This is a genomic window from Acidovorax sp. M2(2025), from assembly GCF_049330835.1.
In the GTDB taxonomy this organism is placed as follows: domain Bacteria; phylum Pseudomonadota; class Gammaproteobacteria; order Burkholderiales; family Burkholderiaceae_C; genus Acidovorax.
In genome coordinates this window covers 4,065,786-4,084,122 of the sequence record NZ_CP186262.1, presented here as the reverse complement: position 1 = coordinate 4,084,122, position 18,337 = coordinate 4,065,786, and the positions used below count along the sequence as shown (strand labels likewise).

Here is an 18,337-nt window from a genome sequence, read left to right as displayed (position 1 = left end):
AGGCTGCCAGCTCAGGCCGCGCTGACCAGCCCCGTGCCCGCCGCAAAGCCCGCCAGGTTGTCCAGCACGCGCTGGGCCATGGCCTGCCGGGTTTCGTGGGTGGCGCTGGCAATGTGCGGCAACAGCACCACGTTGTCCAGCCCCTGCAGGGCTTCGGGAACGTGGGGCTCGTTGGCAAACACGTCCAGGCCCGCGCCGGCAATGCGCTGCAGGACCAGGGCGTCCACCAGCGCCTGCTCGTCCACCACCGAGCCCCGGGCCACGTTGACGAGAAAGCCCTGCGGGCCCAGGGCTTGCAGGACGTCCGCGCCGATCAGGTGGTGGGTGGCGGGCCCGCCGGCAGTGATCACCACCAGGAAGTCGCACCAGGCGGCCAGCGCCGCCAGCGAGGGTTCGTGCGCCCACGGAACGCCCGCCACGGGCCGGCGCGTGTGGTAGCGCACCGGCATGTCAAACCCCGACGCCCGGCGCGCGATGGTTTGCCCGATGCGCCCCAGGCCCACCACGCCCAGGCGGGCCCCGCTGACCTTGCGCCCCAGCCCGAAGCTGTTGCCGCCCAGCCGCGCCCAGTGGCCGGCGCGCACGAAGCGGTCGGCCTCGGCCACGCGGCGCGCCACGGCGAGCAGCAGGGCGAATGCCGTGTCGGCCACGCAGTCGTTGAGCACGTCGGGCGTGTAGCCCAGCGCAATGCCGCGCTCGCGCGCGGCCTGCACCGGCAGCTTGTCCAGGCCCACGCCGAAGCTGGAGATGACCTGCACGGCAGGCAGCGCCTCCAGCTGGTCCGCGCTCAGGCCCACGGCCGCGCTGGTGACGACGGCATCGAAGGTGGCGCCCCGTTCCGCCAGGAAGGCGTGCGCGTCAGGGGCGTCGATGAGCCGCTGCACGGCATAGCGATCGCGCAGCGCCTGCTCCAGGCTGGGCAGCAGCTTGCCGATCTGCAGAAGGTGGTGAATGGTGGGCATGAGCACGGGATGGAGAAGGAGGCGGCGGAGGACGGCGTTTGCGGCGCAGTGTTGGCGGAGTGCGTGTGGGGGCGTTCTAGTGTCCAGCGACACTAGCGCACCAGGCAGGGGCGCTTGGGGTCGAACGTCCAGCCCGGCACCAGCGCCTGCATGGCGATGCTGTCGTCGCGCGCGCCCAGGCCGTGCTCCAGGTAGCGCTGGTGCGCGGCCTCCACCGCCGCCATGTCCAGTGCCACGCCCAGGCCGGGGCGGGTGGGCACGGCCACTTCGCCGTTCACGATCTGCAGCGGCTGCTGGGTGAGGGCCTGGCCGTCCTGCCAGATCCAGTGCGTGTCGATGGCCGTCAGGCGGCCGGGGGCCGCGGCCGCGGCGTGGGTGAACATGGCCAGCGAGATATCGAAGTGGTTGTTGGAGTGCGAGCCCCAGGTCAGCCCGAAATCACGGCAGGTCTGCGCCACGCGCACGGCGCCTTGCATCGTCCAGAAATGCGGGTCCGCCAGCGGGATGTCCACGGCCTGCAACGACAGCGAATGCACCATCTGCCGCCAGTCTGTGGCCACCATGTTGGTGGCCGTGGGCAGGCCCGTGGCGCGGCGGAACTCGGCCATCACCTCGCGGCCGGAAAAGCCGCCTTCGGCGCCGCACGGGTCTTCGGCATAGGCCAGCACGCCGTGCAGGTCGCGCAGCAGGCGCACCGCATCGCTCAGCAGCCAGCCGCCGTTGGGGTCCAGCGTGATGCGGGCCTGGGGAAAGCGCCGCTTCAGTGCGCGCACGGCCTCGACCTCGGCCTCGCCGGGCAGCACGCCGCCCTTGAGCTTGAAGTCCTGGAATCCGTAGCGGGCCTGTGCGGCCTCGGCCAGCGCCACCACGGCCTCGGGCGTCATGGCCTCTTCGTGCCGCAGGCGCAGCCAGGCGTCCTCGGCGCCGGGGGCGCTGTCGTAGGGCAGGGCGGTCTTGCGGCGGTCGCCCACAAAGAAGAGGTAGCCCAGCATGGGCACGCTGGCGCGCTGCTGCCCCTCGCCCAGCAGCGCGCACACGGGCACTTCCAGGTGCTGGCCCAGCAGGTCCAGAAAGGCCGTTTCCACGGCGGTGGCGGCGTGGATGGTGGTGCGCAGGTCAAAGGTCTGCAGGCCGCGGCCCCCCGCGTCGCGGCTGGCAAAGGTGGTGTGCACCGACTGCAGCACACGCTGCCAGTCGCCCACCCGGGCACCCAGCAGCAACGGGCGCGCGTCTTCCAGCGTCTGGCGGATCGGCTCGCCCCCGGGGACTTCGGCCACGCCCGTGCGGCCCGCACTGTCGGTCAGGATCAGCAGGTTGCGGGTGAAGAAGGGCGCATGGGCGCCCGACAGGTTGAGCAGCATGCTGTCGCGCCCGGCAACGGGAACGACGCGTGCGTGGGTGACGCGGGGTGTGGCGGTCATGGCGGAGTGGGGTGCACGGACGGGAAGCGGGCGCTGCGGCCTGGGAAGGATCTGGCCCGGGGGAAATATGTTGTATGTCATCGTACAACAATCCAGAAATGCCGGCCACCGGGGAAACCACGTAGGCGGGACGCAGCCCCGGTCCGAGCCGGCCGCCGCCCGGGTCAGGAGCCAGCGGTCTCGGCCTGTGCGCGGCGGCGGCGCTCGCGGCTGTTGGCCAGGTGGGTGCGCATGGCCGCGCGGGCGGCCTCCGGATCCTGGCCGACGATGGCGTCGTAGATGCTCTCGTGCTCGCCGTTCACGCGGCGCAGGTACTGGCGGCGCTCGTCGTTCAGCGCGTCGCTGGCGTCCAGCCGCGCGCGGGGAATGATCATGCTGCCCAGCGTGCCCATGAGTTCCGAGAAGTGGCTGTTCTGCGTGGCGCGCGCGATCTCCAGGTGGAACTGGAAGTCCGCGGCCACCGCGTCGCGGCCGGCGTCCACCGCGCTGGCCACCGCGTCCAGCGCCGCCCGCATGGCGCGGACGTTGGCGTCGGTCCGGCGCTGGGCCGCCAGGGCCGCGGCCTCGGTCTCCAGGCCGATGCGCAGTTCCAGCACGGCGATCACGTCGCGCAGCGTGCTGAATTGCTCGGGCGTGATCTTGAAGCCGGGCGCCTGGCCCAGGCCCAGCACGAAGGTGCCGATGCCGTGGCGCGTCTCCACCAGGCCCGAGGCCTGCAGCTTGGAAATGGCCTCGCGCACCACCGTGCGGCTGACGTTGAACTCGGCCATGATCGCCGCCTCCGTGGGCAGCTTGTCGCCCAGCGCCAGGCGCCCGTCGCGGATGCGGTCTCCCAGGGTTTCAACCACCTCCAGGGCGAGGGTGCGGGGCTTGCGGCGGAGCGGGGTGTCGGTGGTCATTTCTTGGTGTTATCCCTATGCGGCCGTGGGGCGGAAGCCGGTACATTGCCCATTGTTGTACGACAACTGATGACGTGCAACAGCTTGTCTCATCACTGTACCAAGAAGCTCCGCGATTGCCATGCCCTGCCACCCGACCCCTCTGCGGTTTGCCCGCCTGCTGCTGACCGGCGCCGCCGGCGGGCTGGGCGCCGAGCTGCGCACCCGCCTGAAGGCCTATTGCGATGTGCTGCGGTTGTCCGACATCGCCGACCTGGGCGCGCCGCGCCCCGGCGAAGAGCTGCGGCCCGCCCGGCTGGAGGACGCGGCCGCGGTGCACGCCCTGCTCGACGGCGTGGAGGCGGTGGTGCACCTGGGCGGCGTGTCCACCGAGCAGCCGTGGGAGCCCATCCTGCAGGCCAACATCATCGGCGTGTACCACCTGTACGAGGCCGCCCGCAAGCAGGGCGTGCGGCGCGTGGTGTTTGCCAGTTCCAACCACGTGACGGGCTTCTACCGGCAGGACGAGGTGGTGAGCCCGCGCGACCCGGCCCGGCCCGACGGGCTGTACGGCGTCTCCAAGGCGTTTGGCGAGGACCTCTCGCGCTTTTACTTCGACCGCTACGGCATCGAAACGGTGTGCCTGCGCATCGGCTCGTCCTTTCCCGCGCCGCGCAACCGCCGCATGCTCGCCACCTGGATGAGCTACGACGACCTGGAGCGCCTGGTGGTGGCCAGCCTCACGGCCCCTGTCGTGGGCCACAGCATCCTCTACGGCATGGGCGACAACACCACCACCTGGTGGGACAACACGCCCGCGCGCCACATCGGCTACCGCCCGCAGGACAGCTCCGAGCCTTACCGGGCACAGATCGAGGCGGCCGACCCCCACCCGGACCTGAGCGATCCCGCCGCCATCTACCAAGGGGGGCCGTTCGTGCGCACCGGTCCTTTTGAGTGAGCGTGCGGCGGGAGCCCCGAATGGACCTGCTGCTGCCAGACCATCGCGACCAGGTGGGCGAGAGCCCGGTGTGGAGCCCCGCCGAGCAGGCGCTGTACTGGGTGGATATTGAAGGCCGCCAGTTGCACCGCTGGCGCAGCGCGGACCAGCGCGTGCACAGTTGGCAGACGGCCGAGCGCCCGGCGTGCATTGCGTTGCACGCGGCCGGCGGGCTGGTGGCGGGCATGGACTCGGGGGTGTTCCATCTTCAGCCAGGCGAAGGCGGCGAACTCCACGCCACGCGGTTGGCCGCCGTGGACCACCCGCAGCCCGGCATGCGCTTCAACGACGGCCGCTGCGACCGCCAGGGGCGCTTCTGGGCCGGCACCATGGTGCGCGACATGTCGCTGGCGCAGCCCGCGGGCAGCCTGTACCGCATGGACGCACAGGGTGGCCTATCGGCCCCGCTGGTGCACGGCCTGGTCACGCAGAACGGCCTGGGCTTCAGCCCCGACGGCAAGACGATGTACCTGAGCGACAGCCACCCGAGCGTGCAGCAGATCTGGCAGTTGCCGCTGCGGGATGACGGCACGCTGGGCGAGCGCGCGCTGTTCGTGGACATGCGCGGCCTGCCTGGGCGACCCGATGGCGGGGCGGTGGATGCCGACGGCTGCTACTGGATCTGCGGCAACGACGCCGGCGTGGTGCACCGCTTCACGCCCGAGGGCCGCCTGGACCGGTCCATCGCCGTGCCCACCAGCAAGCCCTCCATGTGCAGTTTCGGCGGCCCCGGGCTCGACGTGCTGTTCATCACCTCCATCCGCCCGGGCCAGCCCCAGGGTGACGACGTGGCGCTGGGCGGCGCGCTCTTTGCCACCCGGCCCGGCGTGGCGGGGCTGCCGGAAACCCCCTACGGCGGCGCCTGAGACGCCGCGACCAATCCCCTCATTTCCAAACCATTTCAACGAGGAGACAACCCATGAACATCCCGCATCTGTTCGGCCGCGTGGCGCTTGCTGCCAGCCTGGCGCTCGGCAGCCTCGCTGCGCAGGCCACGGAATTCCGCTCGTCCGACATCCACCCCGAGGACTACCCCACCGTGCTGGCCGTGCGCCACATGGGCGAGACGCTGTCCAAGGCCACGGGCGGCAAGCACAGCATCAAGGTGTACGCCAAGGGCTCGCTCGGCATCGAGAAGGACACCATCGAGCAGACCAAGCTGGGCGCCATCGCCATGACGCGCGTGAACGTGGCGCCCATGAACAACATCTGCCCCGCCACCATGGTGCCCACCATGCCCTTCCTGTTCCGCGACAAGGAACACATGCGCAAGGTGCTGGACGGCGCCATCGGCGACGAGATCCTGAAGGACTGCGAATCCCAGGGCTTCGTGGGCCTGGCGTTCTATGACTCTGGCGCGCGTTCGATCTACACCGTCAAAAAGCCTATCAAGACCCTGGCCGACGTGAAGGGCCTGAAGGTGCGCGTGCAGCAGAGCGACCTGTGGGTCTCGCTGCTGGAAGCCATGGGCGCCAACGCCACCCCCATGCCCTTCGGCGAGGTCTACACCGCGCTCAAGACCGGCCTGGTGGACGCCGCCGAGAACAACTACCCCAGCTACGAAAGCTCGCGCCACTTCGAGGTGGCCAAGTACTTCAACAAGACCGAGCACTCCATGGCGCCCGAGATCCTGCTGTTCAGCAAGCGCGTGTGGGACACCCTGAGCGCCGACGACCAGAAGGCCATCCGCGCCGCGGCCAAGGAGTCCGTGGGCTACATGCGCAAGATCTGGGACGAGCGGGAGGAGAAGTCCCTCGCCACCGTGAAGGCCGGCGGCGCGCAGATCGTCGAAGTGGACAAGGCCGCCTTCAAGGCCGCGATGAAGCCCGTGTATGACAAGTTCCTGAAAGACCCGAAGCTGCAGGACATGGTCAAGCGCATCGACGCGGTGCAGTGACCCTGGCGATCCTTGCCGCCGGGCGGTGTGCTCTGCGGCGGGTTCCTCTTTTCGTCTTTTGATCGCTCTCTATGTACACGCGTCTTTGCGCCTTCATTGCGCGCACCTGCCTGCAAGTCGGCGTCGGCGGCCTGGTGCTGCTGGTCTGCGCCGTGCTCTACCAGGTCATCGGCCGCTACATCTTCAACGACACCCCCACCTGGGCCGAAAGCGGCGCCGTGCTGCTGGTGCTGTACGTCACCATGCTGGGCATGGCCGTGGGCGTGCGCGACGCGGGCCACATTGGCCTGGAATCCTTCCTGGTGCTGGCACCGGACTGGCTGCGCACCAAGCTCGAGTTGCTGATCCACGCACTGGTGCTGCTGTTCGGCATCGTCATGGCCTGGAACTGCGGCGTGCTGGCCGAATCGGTGGCGCCGTACAAGATCCCCACGCTGGGCATCTCCGAAGCCTTCAAGTACGTGCCGCCCGCCATGGCCGGCGTGCTGGTGGCCATGTTCTCGCTGGAACACATCATCGCCATCCTGCGTGGCACGGAAGTAGAGCCCGCCTGGCATTGAGCGGCCTCAGTTTCCGTCTGCCCCCTAACGTCCCTACAAAGATTCCACCACCATGGCGTTGACCATCCTGTGCGTGAGCTTCACGCTATTGCTGCTGCTGGGCGTGCCCGTGGCCTTCTCCATCGGCCTGTCGTCGCTGGCTACCATCCTGTACGAAGGCCTGCCGCTGGCCGTGGGCTTCCAGCAGATGATTTCGGGCATGAACCCGTTCTCGTTCCTGGCGATTCCGTTCTTCATCTTTGCCGGCGAGATCATGATGTACGGCGGCATTGCCGACAAGATCGTGGACTTTGCCAAGAGCGTGGCAGGCCACGTGCGCGGCGGCCTGGGCATGAGCAACGTGCTGGCCTGCACGCTGTTCGGCGGCGTCTCGGGCTCGCCCGTGGCCGACGTGTCCGCCATGGGCGCCGTTCTCATCCCGCAGATGAAGAAAGAGGGCTACCACGCCGACTACGCGGTGAACGTGACCACGCATGCCTCGCTGGTGGGCGCGCTCATGCCCACGTCGCACAACCTCATCATCTTCACGCTCGCGGCTGGCGGCAAGGTGAGCATTGCCGCCCTGATCCTCGCGGGCATCGTGCCCGCGCTGCTGCTCACCCTCTGCAACCTGGCGGCCGCCTACTTCGTGGCCGTCAAGCGCGGCTATCCGGCCGGCACCTTTCCCGGCTGGGAGATCGTGTGGATCTCGTTCCGTGCCTCGCTGCCGGGGCTGGCCGTGGTGGCGATCATCATTGCGGGCATCCTGTCGGGGGCGTTCACGGCCACGGAGTCGGCCTCGGTGGCGGTGCTGTGGGCGTTGATCCTGTCGATCTTCGTCTACAAGCGCCTGACGCGCGAGCAGTTCATGAAAGCCGCGTCCAAGGCCGTCAAGACCACGGGCACGGTGCTGCTGCTCATCGGCATCTCGTCCATGTTCGGCTACCTCATCGGCCTGTACGGCGTGGCCGAACTCACGGGCGATGCGCTCAAGTCCATGAGCACGTCGCCCTGGGTGATCTTCCTGTCGGTGAACATCATCCTGTTCGTGCTGGGCACCTTCCTCGACATGGCGGCCACCATCCTGATCTGCACGCCCATCTTCTTGCCCCTCTGCCAGCAGTTCGGCATGAGCACCGAGCAGTTCGGCATCGTCATGCTGATCAACTGCGCGCTGGGCCTGAACACGCCGCCCGTGGGCACCACGCAGTTCATCGGCTGCACCATCGGGGGCATTTCGGTGGGCGAGGTGATGAAGACCATCCTGCCGTTCTACAGCGCGCTCATCGCGGCGCTGATGCTGGTGACCTATGTGCCCCAGTTTTCGATGTGGCTGCCAGACCTGGTGCTGAAAGGAGGCACCCCCTGACATGAGCACTCCCCTCACCATCCGCATGCATGCGGACGACAACGTCGCCATCGTCGCCAACGACGGTGGCCTGCCCGCCGGCACCGTGCTGCCCCAGGGCGTGCCCGGCGCGGGCCTTGCGCTGCGCGACAAGGTGCCGCAGGGCCACAAGGTGGCGCTGGCGGACCTCCCCGAAGGCGGCGTGGTGCGCCGCTACAACGTGCCCATCGGCTATGCGTTGAAAGCCATCCCGGCCGGCAGCTGGGTGCACGAGCGCCTGCTGCAGATGCCCTCTGCCCGCACGCTCGAAGGCCTGCCCCTGGCCACCGTGAAGCCGCCGGTGCTCGAACCGCTCACGGGCTACACGTTCGAGGGCTACCGCAACGCCGATGGCTCGGTGGGCACGCGCAACCTCCTCGCCATCACCACCACCGTGCAGTGCGTGGCCGGGGTGGTGGCGCAGGCCGTGCGCCGCATCAAGGCCGAGCTGCTGCCCCAGTACCCGAACGTGGACGACGTGATCGGCCTGGAGCACACCTACGGCTGCGGCGTGGCCATCGATGCGCCCGACGCCGTCATCCCCATCCGCACGCTGCGCAACATCAGCCTCAACCCCAACTTCGGCGGCGAGGTCATGGTGGTCAGCCTGGGCTGCGAAAAGCTGCAGCCCGACCGCCTGCTGCCCCCCGGCAGCTTCCCCATCGTGGACGAGCGCGACCCGGCGCTGGGCCCCGAAAAAGTCTGTCTGCAGGCCGACCACCACGTGGGCTTCGTGTCGATGCTGGACGACATCGTGCAAAGCGCCCGGCCGCACCTGGAACGCCTGAACGCGCGCCGCCGCGAGACCATCCCGGCGAGCGAGCTGGTGGTGGGCGTGCAGTGCGGTGGCAGCGACGCGTTCTCGGGCGTCACCGCCAACCCGGCCGTGGGCTTTTGCGCCGACCTGCTGGTGCGCGCCGGCGCCACCGTGATGTTCAGCGAGAACACCGAGGTGCGCGACGCCGTGGAGCAGCTCACCAGCCGCGCCGCCACGCCCGCAGTGGCCGAATCCATCGTGCGCGAACTGGGCTGGTACGACCGCTACCTGGACCGGGGCCGCGTGGACCGCGCCGCCAACACCACGCCGGGCAACAAGGCGGGCGGGCTGTCCAACATCGCCGAAAAGGCCATGGGTTCCATCATCAAGAGCGGCACCGCGCCCATCGCGCACGTGCTGTCGCCCGGCGAAAAGCTGCGGCGCGACCAGCGCGGCCTGGTGTATGCCGCCACGCCCGCCAGCGACTTCATCTGCGGCACGCTGCAGCTGGCTGCGGGCATGAACCTGCACGTGTTCACCACCGGCCGGGGCACGCCCTACGGCCTGGCCGAATGCCCCGTGGTGAAGGTCGCCACGCGCAGCGACCTGGCGCGCCGCTGGCACGACCTGATGGACGTGAACGCGGGCCGCATCGCCGATGGCGAAGCCACCATCGAGGAAACCGGCTGGGAGCTGTTCCACCTGCTGCTCGACGTGGCCAGCGGGCGCAGGAAGACCTGGGCGGAGCAGTGGAAGCTGCACAACGCGCTGGTGCTGTTCAACCCGGCTCCTGTCACTTGATCGGTCTGACCACCTGTCCCGACAACCGTTCGGGCTGAGCCTGTCGAAGCCCTGCGCGGCACTTCGACAAGCTCAGTGCGAACGGAGTTGGCTTTTTTTGAGGTGCCGATCGGCAAGACAAGATCTGCAGATATTTCATCTCCACAGCCCGTCCTTGCACGGGCTGCGTCACTGGCGAGAGAACAAACACCCATGGGTCACACCCGCTTTTCCGACCGCAAGGTCGTCGTCGCGCTGGCGCTGCTGTGCTGCCTGCTCTGGGGCAGCTCGTACCCCGCCATCAAGACCGGGTACGCCTGGTTCGGCATTGCGCGCGGCGACATCCCCACCCAGCTGGTGTTTGCCGGCTGGCGCTTTCTGGGCGCGGGGCTGATCCTGCTGGCCTGGGCGCTGAGCCAGCGCAAGGCCATCGTCAACCTGGGCGCGGGCAGTGCGCGCCAGCTGGTGGTGCTGGGCCTGGCGCAGACCACGCTGCAGTACGTGTTCTTCTACGTCGGCCTGGCCCACACCACGGGCGTGAAGGGTTCGATCATGAACGCCACGGGCACGTTCTTCAGCGTGCTGCTGGCGCACTGGGTCTACCACGACGACCGGCTGAGCCACGCCAAGCTCTGGGGCTGCGGGGTGGGCTTTGCGGGCGTGATGGTGGTGAACCTGGGGCGCGGCACGCTGGACCTGGACTTCACGCTGCTGGGCGAGGGCTTTGTGGTGATTGCGGCCTTCGTGCTGGCTGCGGCCAGCATCTACGGCAAGCAGGTGTCGCAGCGCATGGATTCGGTGGTGATGACGGGCTGGCAGCTTGCCATCGGCGGCGCGGCGCTGCTGGCCATCGGCGGGGCGCTGGGGGGCTCGCTCACGGGCTTTGCATGGGGTTCGACCACGCTGCTGGTGTACCTGGCGCTGCTGTCCTCGGCCGCGTTCTCGCTGTGGAGCCTTTTGCTCCAGCACAACCGGGTGAGCCAGGTCACGGTGTTCAACTTCACGGTGCCGGTTTTTGGCGCGGCGCTGTCGGCGCTGTTCCTGGGCGAGGCGCTTTGGGAGTGGAAGAACCTGCTGGCCCTGGTTCTGGTGTGCGCAGGCATCTGGTGGGTGACGCAGGAGCCCCGCGCACCGGGCCCACGGTAGCCGGCGGCAGAGGCCGCGCCATGGCGCAATGCAAGCATTTTTGGCCTGCAGCGCTTGCTGGTAAAGCGCAAGCAGCTATCGTTTTGATAGTGACTGCGACTTGGCGGCAGGCGCTTCGCTGCGCAGGTGCGCCTGCACCACCTCGGCCAGCCAGTCCATCACCACCCGCACGCGCTGGGGCAGGTGGCGGCGGTGGGCGTACAGCAGCGTCACCGGCATGGGCGGGGCAGGGTGGTCTGGCAGCACCTCCACCAGCAGGCCCCGGTCGATCAGCTCGCGCACGCCCAGCAGCGGCGCCTGGATCAGGCCCAGCCCGGCGGCGCAGGCGCCCAGGTACGCCTCGGCGCTGTTGACGGTGACGCGCCCGGCCATGGCATGGAACCGGGCGTTGCCGCTGCCGTCCTGGGTCTCAAACCCTGCCGAGCGGGTGCCCAGCGTGCTCACGTAGTGCACCAGCTCGTGCTGCGCCAGGTCCTCCAGGCTGCGCGGCGTGCCTTTGCGGGCCAGGTAGGCGGGGCTGGCGCAGGTGGCCACGCGCACCAGGCCCAGCGGGCGCGCCACCAGCCCGGGCTCGGCCACCGGGCCCACGCGGATCACGCAGTCAAACCCCTCGCGCACCAGGTCCACGCGGCGGTCGGTGCTGCTCAGCTCCACCTCCAGCAGAGCATGCCGCTGCAGCAGCTCGGGCAGGCGGGGCAGCACCAGCTGGCGCGCGATGCCGGTGGACATGTCGATGCGCACGCGTCCGCGCAGGGCGGCGCCCTCGGGCTGGGCGAACAGGGTCTGCAGCTCTTCCACATCGTCCAGCAGGTCCTTGCAGCGCTCGTAGTACACCTGCCCGTCCTGCGTGAGCTGCACGCGCCGCGTCGTGCGGTGCAGCAGGCGCGTGCCCAGCTGCGCCTCCAGCTGCTGCACCGCCAGCGAGGCGTTGGCCTTGGGAATGCCCAGCACCTGGGCCGCCTGCGTGAAGCTGGCCAGTTCAGCCACGCGGGCAAAGATCTGCATGCGGTCCAGGGGGTTCATTGGTATTTTTGGTTGAACAATCAATTCAATTTTGCCTGGTTTATGGCTTGCTTGCCGCTCAATAAAGTCCTGCCCATGCCTGCTGCACGGTGCGGTGGGCGCCCAACCCCCAACTCTCAACCCCTGACCCAGGAGCCTTGCCATGACCGCATCCCCTCACACGCTTCCTCCCGCTTCCGTTACCCCCATCGTGCTCATCACCGGCGGCAGCCGGGGCCTGGGCCGCAGCGCGGCGCTGGCCGCTGCGCGCGCCGGCATCGACGTGGTGCTCACCTACCGCCAGCAGGCCGCCGAGGCCCAGGCCGTGGTGGCCGAGATCAAGGCCCTGGGCAGCCGCGCCGTGGCCCTGGCGCTGGACGTGGGCGATGCCGGCAGCTTCGGCGCCTTTGCCGGCCAGCTGGCGCAAGCCTTGCAGGGCACCTGGCAGCGCGAGCGCTTTGACTTTCTGGTCAACAACGCCGGCATGGGCGTGCACGCGCCCTTTGCCGAGACCACCGAGGCGCAGTTCGATGCGCTGGTCAATGTGCACCTCAAGGGCGTGTTCTTCCTGACCCAGCGCCTGCTGCCGCTGATGAACGACGGCGGCCGCATCCTCAACCTGTCGTCCGGCCTGGCCCGCTTTGCCCTGCCGGGCTACGCGGCCTATGCGGCGATGAAGGGCGCGATCGAGGTGCTGAGCCGCTACCTGGCCAAGGAGCTGGGCCCGCGCGGCATCGCCGTGAACGTGGTGGCCCCGGGCGCCATCGAGACCGACTTCGGCGGCGGCGCCGTGCGCGACAACGCGCAGCTCAACGCCTTCATCGCCGGCCAGACGGCGCTGGGCCGCGTGGGCGTGGCCGAGGACATCGGCCCGCTGGTGGCCGCGCTGCTGCAGCCCGCCACGCGCTGGGTGAATGCGCAGCGCATCGAGGCGTCCGGCGGAATGTTTCTGTGAGGACCTGCGCCTAAGCCTCGTCTAAGTCTGCGTTCCCACACTGCCTTCCATCGCAATCAGCCCAGGAAAGGCAGACCACCATGAACACCGTCGTCGCAATCACCCCCCGCCGCCTCCTCCTGGCCCTGGTGGCCGCAGGCGTCATCGGCGGCACCGGGGCGGGGATCGTCGTGGGGCACCGCGCGCAGGCCAACCCGGCGCCGGTCACCCTCGGCACGCCCGCCATCCAGTCGGCCGCGCCCGGCGCCGCCGCCCTGCCCAGCTTTGCGCAGATCACCGCGCAGAACGGCCCGGCCGTGGTCAACATCAGCGTGACCGGCAGCACCAAGACGGCCATGGCGGACGACGGCGAGGAGGAGGACGACCCGCAACCCGCAGCCCGCCAGCACGGCGGGCCGCGCATGGACCCGAACGACCCGTTCTACGAGTTCTTCCGCCAGTTCGGCATTCCCGCGCCCGGCATGCAGCAGGCACCCCGCAACGTGCCCACGCACGGCCTCGGGTCGGGCTTCATCGTCAGCCCCGACGGGCTGGTGCTGACCAATGCGCACGTGGTCAAGGGCGCGAGCGAAGTGGTGGTCAAGCTCACCGACCGGCGCGAGTTCCGCGCCAAGGTGCTGGGGGCCGACCCCAAGACCGATGTGGCCGTGCTCAAGATCGACGCCAAGAACCTGCCCACCGTGCGCCTGGGCAGCACGCGCGACCTGCAGGTGGGCGAGTGGGTGCTGGCCATCGGCTCGCCCTTCGGCTTTGAAAACAGCGTGACGGCCGGCGTGGTCAGCGCCAAGGGCCGCTCACTGCCCGACGACAGCCTGGTGCCCTTCATCCAGACCGACGTGGCGGTGAACCCCGGCAATTCGGGCGGCCCGCTGTTCAATGCGCGTGGCGAGGTGGTGGGCATCAACTCGCAGATCTACAGCCGCTCGGGCGGCTACCAGGGCGTGTCGTTCTCCATCCCCATCGAGCTGGCCAGCAAGATCAAGGACCAGATCGTCGCCACCGGCAAGGTGCGCCACGCGCAGCTGGGCGTGGCCGTGCAGGAGGTGAACCAGGCGTTTGCCGAATCCTTTGCGCTGGACAAGCCCGAAGGCGCGCTGGTGGCCAGCGTCAGCCCCGGCAGCCCGGCAGAGAAGGCCGGCCTGCAGCCCGGCGACGTGATCCGCCAGGTGGACGGCCAGCCCATCGTGGCCTCGGGCGACCTGCCGGCCTGGGTGGGCCAGGCACAGCCCGGCCAGCAGGCCAAACTGTCGGTGTGGCGCCAGGGCAAGCCCGTGGAGCTGACGGCCACGCTGGGCGATGCCAGCGACAAGTCGTCCACCAAGCAGGCGCGCAACGACGATGCGGTGGGCAAGGGCCGGCTGGGCTTGTCGCTGCGCCCGCTGGACCCGCAGGAACGCCGTGAGGCAGGGGTTGCCGACGGCCTGGTGATCGAGCAGGCGCGCGGCCCCGCCGCAGCCGCCGGCGTGCAGCCCGGTGACGTGCTGCTGGCCATCAACGGCGCGCCCGCCAAGAACATCGAGCAGGTGCGCGCGGCCATGGCCAAGGCGGGCAAGTCGGTGGCCCTGCTGATCGAGCGCGACGGCAACAAGATCTTTGTGCCGGTGCGCCTGGGTTGAGCGGGCTGAGGAGGCGCGTCGCGGCGGTTCGGCGCTGCGCCGCGCCGCACACCACCCGTTCGGGCTGGGTCCGTCGAAGCCAGGGCACAGATCGCAGCACTTCGACAAGCTCAGTGCGAACGGACGGGGGCACTACCCGGCGTCGGCCGAGTTCGCCTCGGCATTCCGCCCCACCCCCACCCGTTCGGGCTGAGCCTGTCGAAGCCAGGGCGCAGCCCTTCGACCCGCCATTGGCTATGCTTGCCCCACCATGCGCCTGCTCCTCGTAGAAGACGACCCCATGATCGGCGAAGCCGTGCAGGACCTGCTGCGCGCCGAGCAGTACGCCGTGGACTGGGCCCGCGACGGCGAGGCCGCCGACACGGCGCTGCGCACGCAGCCGTATGACCTGGTCCTGCTGGACCTGGGCTTGCCCAAGCGCGACGGCCTGGCCGTGCTGCGCGACCTGCGCACCCGCAAGGACCGCACCCCCGTGCTGGTGGCCACCGCCCGCGACGCGGTGGCCCAGCGCATCGAGGGGCTGGACGCGGGGGCCGACGACTACGTGCTCAAGCCCTATGACCTGCATGAACTGCTGGCCCGCATCCGCGCCCTGCTGCGCCGCGCGGCCGGCCGCGCCGAGCCGGTGTACGAGCACCAGGGCGTCAGCATCAACCCCGCCACGCGCGAGGTGACGGTGCGCGGCGCGCCCGTGGTCCTTTCGGGCCGCGAATGGGCCGTGCTGGAGCCGCTGATCGCCCGGCCCGGCATGGTGCTGTCGCGCCAGCAGCTTGAAGACAAGCTCTACGGCTGGGGCGACGAGGTCAGCAGCAACGCGGTGGAGGTCTACATTCACGGCCTGCGCAAGAAGCTGGGGCCGGATCTGGTGCTCAACGTGCGCGGCGTGGGTTATCTGGTTCCGAAGATGTGATGGAAAAACTCTCGCACGCCTTGCGGGGCTGGCTCCCGCGCTCCCTGCGCATGCAGCTGCTGGCGTTCCTGCTGGCCGCCGTGGTGCTGGCCGGCGCCGTGCAGGGTGCGCTGGCCTACCGCAGCGCGCTGGACGAGGCCGATGCGCTGTTCGACTACCACATGCAGCAGACCGCGCTGGCCCTGCGCTCGGGCCTGCCGGTGGACGCGCAGGGCCTGGGCCCGGGGCTGGACCCGCAGGACGAGAACCACGAATTCATCGTGCAGGTGTGGACCAACGAAGGGCTGCGCATCTTTGAATCCGCCGTGGGCGCGGCCCTGCCGCAGATCGCGGTGCTGGGCTTCACCAACGTGCAGGCGCGCGGCGGCACCTACCGCGTGTTCTCGATGCAGACACGCTCGCAGGTCATCCAGGTGGCGCAGAACATGGCTGCGCGGCAGGGCATGGCCCGCAGTCTGGCGCTGCGCACCTTGGCGCCGCTCGCCTTCATGGTACCGCTGCTGGTGCTGGCCGTGTGGTGGGGCGTGAGCCGCTCGCTGGCGCCGGTGGAGCGCGTGCGCCGCCAGCTCGCCCAGCGCCAGGCCGACGACCTTTCGCCCGTGAGCGACGCGCAGCTGCCCGACGAAGTGCAGCCCCTGGTGAGTGAACTCAACCTGCTGTTCGAGCGCGTGCAGCGCGCCTTCGAGGCCCAGCAGCACTTTGTGGCCGACGCCGCGCACGAGCTGCGCTCGCCCCTGGCCGCGCTGAGCCTGCAACTGCAGGTGCTGCAGCGGGCGGGGGACGACGCGGCGCGGGCTGCAGCGGCCGAGCGCTTGTCCGCCGGCATCGACCGCGCCACCCGCCTGGTGGAACAGCTGCTGGCCCTGGCCCGGCAAGAAGCCGCAGCCACCCCCGCCGAACCGGTGGACCTGCGCGCGGTGGCGCAGCTGGCACTGGCCGATGTGGCGCCCGCCGCCCAGGCCCGCGGCACGGACGCGGGCCTGCTCGATGCCGGCGCCGCCACCGTGCCCGCGATCGTGCAGGGTAGCGCCGAGGCCCTGCGCATGCTGGTGCGCAACCTGCTCGACAACGCCATCAAGTACACCCCGCCCGGCGGCCAGGTGGATGTGCAGGTGCGCACCGAGGCCGACGGGCAGGCTGTGCTGCTCACCGTGGAAGACAGCGGCCCCGGCATTGACCCCGAACACCGCGACCGCGCCCTGCAACGCTTTGTGCGCGTGGGCAACGGCGACAGCAGCGCCGCCGCCACGGGCAGCGGCCTGGGCCTGGCTATCGTGCAGGCCATTGCGCAGCGGCACGGCGCCGTGGTGGAGCTGGGGGCCTCCGACCGCCTGGGAGGCCTGCGCGCAGGGGTGCGGTTTGCTATTAAAAATATAGCTGCTAGAGCTTGATAGATAAGGGATAGAGGCCAAAATTGATTGAAACTCTACGATGCGCGCTGAGCGTCGCCTGGGCGCCAGACGGCGTGGGCGGAGGCGCCGCACAATGCGGCGCGGGGCACCCGCCCGCTTTCTGTAGAGGACTTCTCAGCCATGCATTTCATTGTTCTCGGCGCCGGCGCCATCGGCTGCTATGTGGGCGGCCGCTTGGCGGCCCACGGCCAGGCCGTCACGCTGGTGGGGCGCGCCCACGCCCTGCAGCCCATCGCCGCGCAGGGCCTGCGCGTGACGGACCTGGACGGCTTTGATCGCACCGTGCCCCCCGGTGCAATGCGGCTGGCCGCCAGCCTGGCAGAGGCTGCTCCGGGCGCAGACTGCACCATGCTGCTGTGCGTGAAAAGCGGCGCCACCGAATCCGCCGCGCGCGAGCTGGCGGCCGTGTGCGCGCCCGGCACGCCCGTGCTCTCGCTGCAGAACGGCGTGGACAACGTGGCCCGCATCGCGGCCCAGGCGCCCGCACTGCGCGTGCTGGCGGGCATGGTGCCGTACAACGTGGTGCTCCGCGGCGCGCACGTGCACCGTGCCACGGCGGGGCCGCTGCAGCTGCAGCGCGATGCGGCGACCGAGCGCGTGGCGCCCCTCTTCGAAGCCGCGGGCCTGGCCACCCTGCTGCCGCCCGACATCCGCGCCGTGCAGTGGGGCAAGCTGCTGCTCAACCTCAACAACCCGGTCAACGCGCTGTCCGACCTGCCCCTGCGCCAGGAACTGCTGGACCGCGACTGCCGCCGCGTGTTCGCGGCCCTGCAGTCCGAAGCCCTGGCCGTGATGGCCCGCGCGGGCCTTCGGCCGGCCAAGGTCACCGCGGTGGCCCCCGCGCTCCTGCCCCACGTGCTGCGCCTGCCCAACGGCCTGTTCACCCGCCTGGCCCGGCGCATGCTGCAGATCGACGCTACCGCCCGCTCCTCCATGTGGGACGACCTGGAGGCCGGGCGGGTGACGGAGATCGACGCGCTGTGCGGGGCGGTGGTGCGGCTGGCGGCGCAGCACGGCATGGCGGCGCCGCTGAATGCGCGGATGTGCGGGCTGCTGGCGGGGCCGCGGCTGCGTTTGTCTGGCGCGCAGTTGCGGCACACGCTGGGGGTGTAGGCGGGTGGAGTGTCGGGTTACGCCGCGCCAACCCGCCCTGCGGGGCCGGGCTCCGTCCCCAGCGGCACCCTGAGCCCCGCCTTCAAACACCCCAGCGCCACCGACGTCCGAAACCGCCGCACGTTGTCGTCGCCCTCGAACAGCCGCCGCGCCAGCGCCTCGTAGTCGGCCATGGAGGCCACCGCCACCACCAGCAGGTAGTCCGCCTCGCCGGTCACGCTCCAGCACTGCTGCACGGCCTCTTCGGCGGCGATGCGTGCGCGCAGCGGGGCGGTGCGGTCGGGGCGCTCGTTTTCCAGGTGCACCTCGACAAGGATCGTCAGGGGCTTGCCGACTTTTTCCGGGTCCAGCACGGCCACGTTGGCGCGGATCACGCCGGTGCCTTGCAGCCGCTGGATGCGCCGCTGCACGGCCGGGGCCGAGAGATTCACGGCCTGGGCAATCACGCGCTGGGGCGTGGTGTTGTCGGTCTGCAGGATGTCCAGGATGGCGAGGTCGAAGCGGTCGAGTGCGGCGGCAGAAGGCATGAAGAACAACACCTCGCAGGGGCAGTGAGTGAAAG

17 protein-coding genes are annotated in these 18,337 nt (G+C 69.9%); 12 read left to right on the top strand and 5 right to left on the bottom strand.

The features are described 5' to 3' along the window. Nucleotides 1-11: 11 nt before the first annotated feature. From ACOYR3_RS18815 to ACOYR3_RS18805, 3 genes are all read right to left on the bottom strand, one after another. Nucleotides 12-962, bottom strand: coding sequence for a 2-hydroxyacid dehydrogenase (locus tag ACOYR3_RS18815; protein ID WP_422843834.1), 951 nt, complete (start codon nucleotides 960-962; stop codon nucleotides 12-14). A 92-nt stretch (nucleotides 963-1,054) separates the two neighbouring features. Beyond that, nucleotides 1,055-2,383 carry an enolase C-terminal domain-like protein gene (locus tag ACOYR3_RS18810; RefSeq protein ID WP_422843833.1) on the bottom strand — a complete coding sequence of 443 codons (1,329 nt, stop codon included), beginning with the start codon at nucleotides 2,381-2,383 and terminating at the stop codon, nucleotides 1,055-1,057. Nucleotides 2,384-2,547: 164 nt separating this feature from the next. Further along, a complete protein-coding gene (locus ACOYR3_RS18805) occupies nucleotides 2,548-3,282 on the bottom strand; it encodes a FadR/GntR family transcriptional regulator (RefSeq protein ID WP_422843832.1) in 735 nt (244 codons plus the stop codon). Nucleotides 3,283-3,403: 121 nt separating this feature from the next. Between ACOYR3_RS18805 and ACOYR3_RS18800 the strand changes: the two genes are divergently transcribed. The 7 genes from ACOYR3_RS18800 (at nucleotide 3,404) to ACOYR3_RS18770 (ending at nucleotide 10,767) form a co-directional block, all read left to right on the top strand. Continuing rightward, nucleotides 3,404-4,222, top strand: coding sequence for an NAD-dependent epimerase/dehydratase family protein (locus tag ACOYR3_RS18800; RefSeq protein WP_422843831.1), 819 nt, complete (start codon nucleotides 3,404-3,406; stop codon nucleotides 4,220-4,222). Nucleotides 4,223-4,242: 20 nt separating this feature from the next. Then, nucleotides 4,243-5,127 carry an SMP-30/gluconolactonase/LRE family protein gene (locus tag ACOYR3_RS18795; protein WP_422843830.1) on the top strand — a complete coding sequence of 295 codons (885 nt, stop codon included), beginning with the start codon at nucleotides 4,243-4,245 and terminating at the stop codon, nucleotides 5,125-5,127. 53 nt (nucleotides 5,128-5,180) lie between these two features. After that, complete coding sequence (locus ACOYR3_RS18790) at nucleotides 5,181-6,158, top strand: TRAP transporter substrate-binding protein (RefSeq protein WP_422843829.1); 978 nt, start codon at nucleotides 5,181-5,183, stop codon at nucleotides 6,156-6,158. A 71-nt stretch (nucleotides 6,159-6,229) separates the two neighbouring features. Next, nucleotides 6,230-6,718, top strand: coding sequence for a TRAP transporter small permease (locus ACOYR3_RS18785; protein WP_422843828.1), 489 nt, complete (start codon nucleotides 6,230-6,232; stop codon nucleotides 6,716-6,718). Nucleotides 6,719-6,770: 52 nt separating this feature from the next. Continuing rightward, nucleotides 6,771-8,066, top strand: coding sequence for a TRAP transporter large permease (locus ACOYR3_RS18780; RefSeq protein WP_422843827.1), 1,296 nt, complete (start codon nucleotides 6,771-6,773; stop codon nucleotides 8,064-8,066). Between the two features lies 1 nt (nucleotide 8,067). Then, complete coding sequence (garD, locus tag ACOYR3_RS18775) at nucleotides 8,068-9,642, top strand: galactarate dehydratase (protein ID WP_422843826.1); 1,575 nt, start codon at nucleotides 8,068-8,070, stop codon at nucleotides 9,640-9,642. Between the two features lie 192 nt (nucleotides 9,643-9,834). Beyond that, the gene (locus ACOYR3_RS18770; protein WP_422843825.1) at nucleotides 9,835-10,767 is read left to right on the top strand and encodes a DMT family transporter; all 933 of its coding nucleotides are present in this window, start codon (nucleotides 9,835-9,837) and stop codon (nucleotides 10,765-10,767) included. 75 nt (nucleotides 10,768-10,842) lie between these two features. Here the strand turns inward: ACOYR3_RS18770 and ACOYR3_RS18765 are convergent, their stop codons facing one another. Then, the gene (locus ACOYR3_RS18765) at nucleotides 10,843-11,790 is read right to left on the bottom strand and encodes a LysR family transcriptional regulator (RefSeq protein WP_422843824.1); all 948 of its coding nucleotides are present in this window, start codon (nucleotides 11,788-11,790) and stop codon (nucleotides 10,843-10,845) included. Nucleotides 11,791-11,932: 142 nt separating this feature from the next. On the opposite strand from ACOYR3_RS18765, the gene ACOYR3_RS18760 reads away from it, so the two are divergent. The 5 genes from ACOYR3_RS18760 (at nucleotide 11,933) to ACOYR3_RS18740 (ending at nucleotide 17,775) form a co-directional block, all read left to right on the top strand. After that, a complete protein-coding gene (locus tag ACOYR3_RS18760; protein ID WP_422843823.1) occupies nucleotides 11,933-12,724 on the top strand; it encodes an SDR family oxidoreductase in 792 nt (263 codons plus the stop codon). Nucleotides 12,725-12,804: 80 nt separating this feature from the next. Further along, on the top strand, nucleotides 12,805-14,340 hold the full coding sequence (locus ACOYR3_RS18755; protein WP_422843822.1) for a DegQ family serine endoprotease: 1,536 nt from the start codon (nucleotides 12,805-12,807) through the stop codon (nucleotides 14,338-14,340). 250 nt (nucleotides 14,341-14,590) lie between these two features. Continuing rightward, complete coding sequence (locus tag ACOYR3_RS18750) at nucleotides 14,591-15,250, top strand: response regulator transcription factor (protein WP_422843821.1); 660 nt, start codon at nucleotides 14,591-14,593, stop codon at nucleotides 15,248-15,250. Beyond that, on the top strand, nucleotides 15,250-16,641 hold the full coding sequence (locus ACOYR3_RS18745; RefSeq protein ID WP_422843820.1) for an ATP-binding protein: 1,392 nt from the start codon (nucleotides 15,250-15,252) through the stop codon (nucleotides 16,639-16,641). The genes ACOYR3_RS18750 and ACOYR3_RS18745 overlap by 1 nt, the downstream gene beginning before the upstream one ends. Nucleotides 16,642-16,782: 141 nt before the next feature. Next, the gene (locus ACOYR3_RS18740) at nucleotides 16,783-17,775 is read left to right on the top strand and encodes a 2-dehydropantoate 2-reductase (RefSeq protein WP_422843819.1); all 993 of its coding nucleotides are present in this window, start codon (nucleotides 16,783-16,785) and stop codon (nucleotides 17,773-17,775) included. Nucleotides 17,776-17,792: 17 nt separating this feature from the next. On the opposite strand, the gene ACOYR3_RS18735 is transcribed toward ACOYR3_RS18740, so the two are convergent. Further along, nucleotides 17,793-18,302, bottom strand: a complete 510-nt coding sequence (locus ACOYR3_RS18735; RefSeq protein ID WP_422843818.1) for an Lrp/AsnC family transcriptional regulator — start codon at nucleotides 18,300-18,302, stop codon at nucleotides 17,793-17,795. Nucleotides 18,303-18,337 lie beyond the last annotated feature (35 nt).

Coding starts and splice junctions, on each gene's coding strand:
- ACOYR3_RS18815 (WP_422843834.1), bottom strand. CDS start 962: ATGCCCACCATTCACCACCTTCTGCAGATCGGCAAGCTGCTGCCCAGC.
- ACOYR3_RS18810 (WP_422843833.1), bottom strand. CDS start 2,383: ATGACCGCCACACCCCGCGTCACCCACGCACGCGTCGTTCCCGTTGCC.
- ACOYR3_RS18805 (WP_422843832.1), bottom strand. CDS start 3,282: ATGACCACCGACACCCCGCTCCGCCGCAAGCCCCGCACCCTCGCCCTG.
- ACOYR3_RS18800 (WP_422843831.1), top strand. CDS start 3,404: ATGCCCTGCCACCCGACCCCTCTGCGGTTTGCCCGCCTGCTGCTGACC.
- ACOYR3_RS18795 (WP_422843830.1), top strand. CDS start 4,243: ATGGACCTGCTGCTGCCAGACCATCGCGACCAGGTGGGCGAGAGCCCG.
- ACOYR3_RS18790 (WP_422843829.1), top strand. CDS start 5,181: ATGAACATCCCGCATCTGTTCGGCCGCGTGGCGCTTGCTGCCAGCCTG.
- ACOYR3_RS18785 (WP_422843828.1), top strand. CDS start 6,230: ATGTACACGCGTCTTTGCGCCTTCATTGCGCGCACCTGCCTGCAAGTC.
- ACOYR3_RS18780 (WP_422843827.1), top strand. CDS start 6,771: ATGGCGTTGACCATCCTGTGCGTGAGCTTCACGCTATTGCTGCTGCTG.
- garD (WP_422843826.1), top strand. CDS start 8,068: ATGAGCACTCCCCTCACCATCCGCATGCATGCGGACGACAACGTCGCC.
- ACOYR3_RS18770 (WP_422843825.1), top strand. CDS start 9,835: ATGGGTCACACCCGCTTTTCCGACCGCAAGGTCGTCGTCGCGCTGGCG.
- ACOYR3_RS18765 (WP_422843824.1), bottom strand. CDS start 11,790: ATGAACCCCCTGGACCGCATGCAGATCTTTGCCCGCGTGGCTGAACTG.
- ACOYR3_RS18760 (WP_422843823.1), top strand. CDS start 11,933: ATGACCGCATCCCCTCACACGCTTCCTCCCGCTTCCGTTACCCCCATC.
- ACOYR3_RS18755 (WP_422843822.1), top strand. CDS start 12,805: ATGAACACCGTCGTCGCAATCACCCCCCGCCGCCTCCTCCTGGCCCTG.
- ACOYR3_RS18750 (WP_422843821.1), top strand. CDS start 14,591: ATGCGCCTGCTCCTCGTAGAAGACGACCCCATGATCGGCGAAGCCGTG.
- ACOYR3_RS18745 (WP_422843820.1), top strand. CDS start 15,250: ATGGAAAAACTCTCGCACGCCTTGCGGGGCTGGCTCCCGCGCTCCCTG.
- ACOYR3_RS18740 (WP_422843819.1), top strand. CDS start 16,783: ATGCATTTCATTGTTCTCGGCGCCGGCGCCATCGGCTGCTATGTGGGC.
- ACOYR3_RS18735 (WP_422843818.1), bottom strand. CDS start 18,302: ATGCCTTCTGCCGCCGCACTCGACCGCTTCGACCTCGCCATCCTGGAC.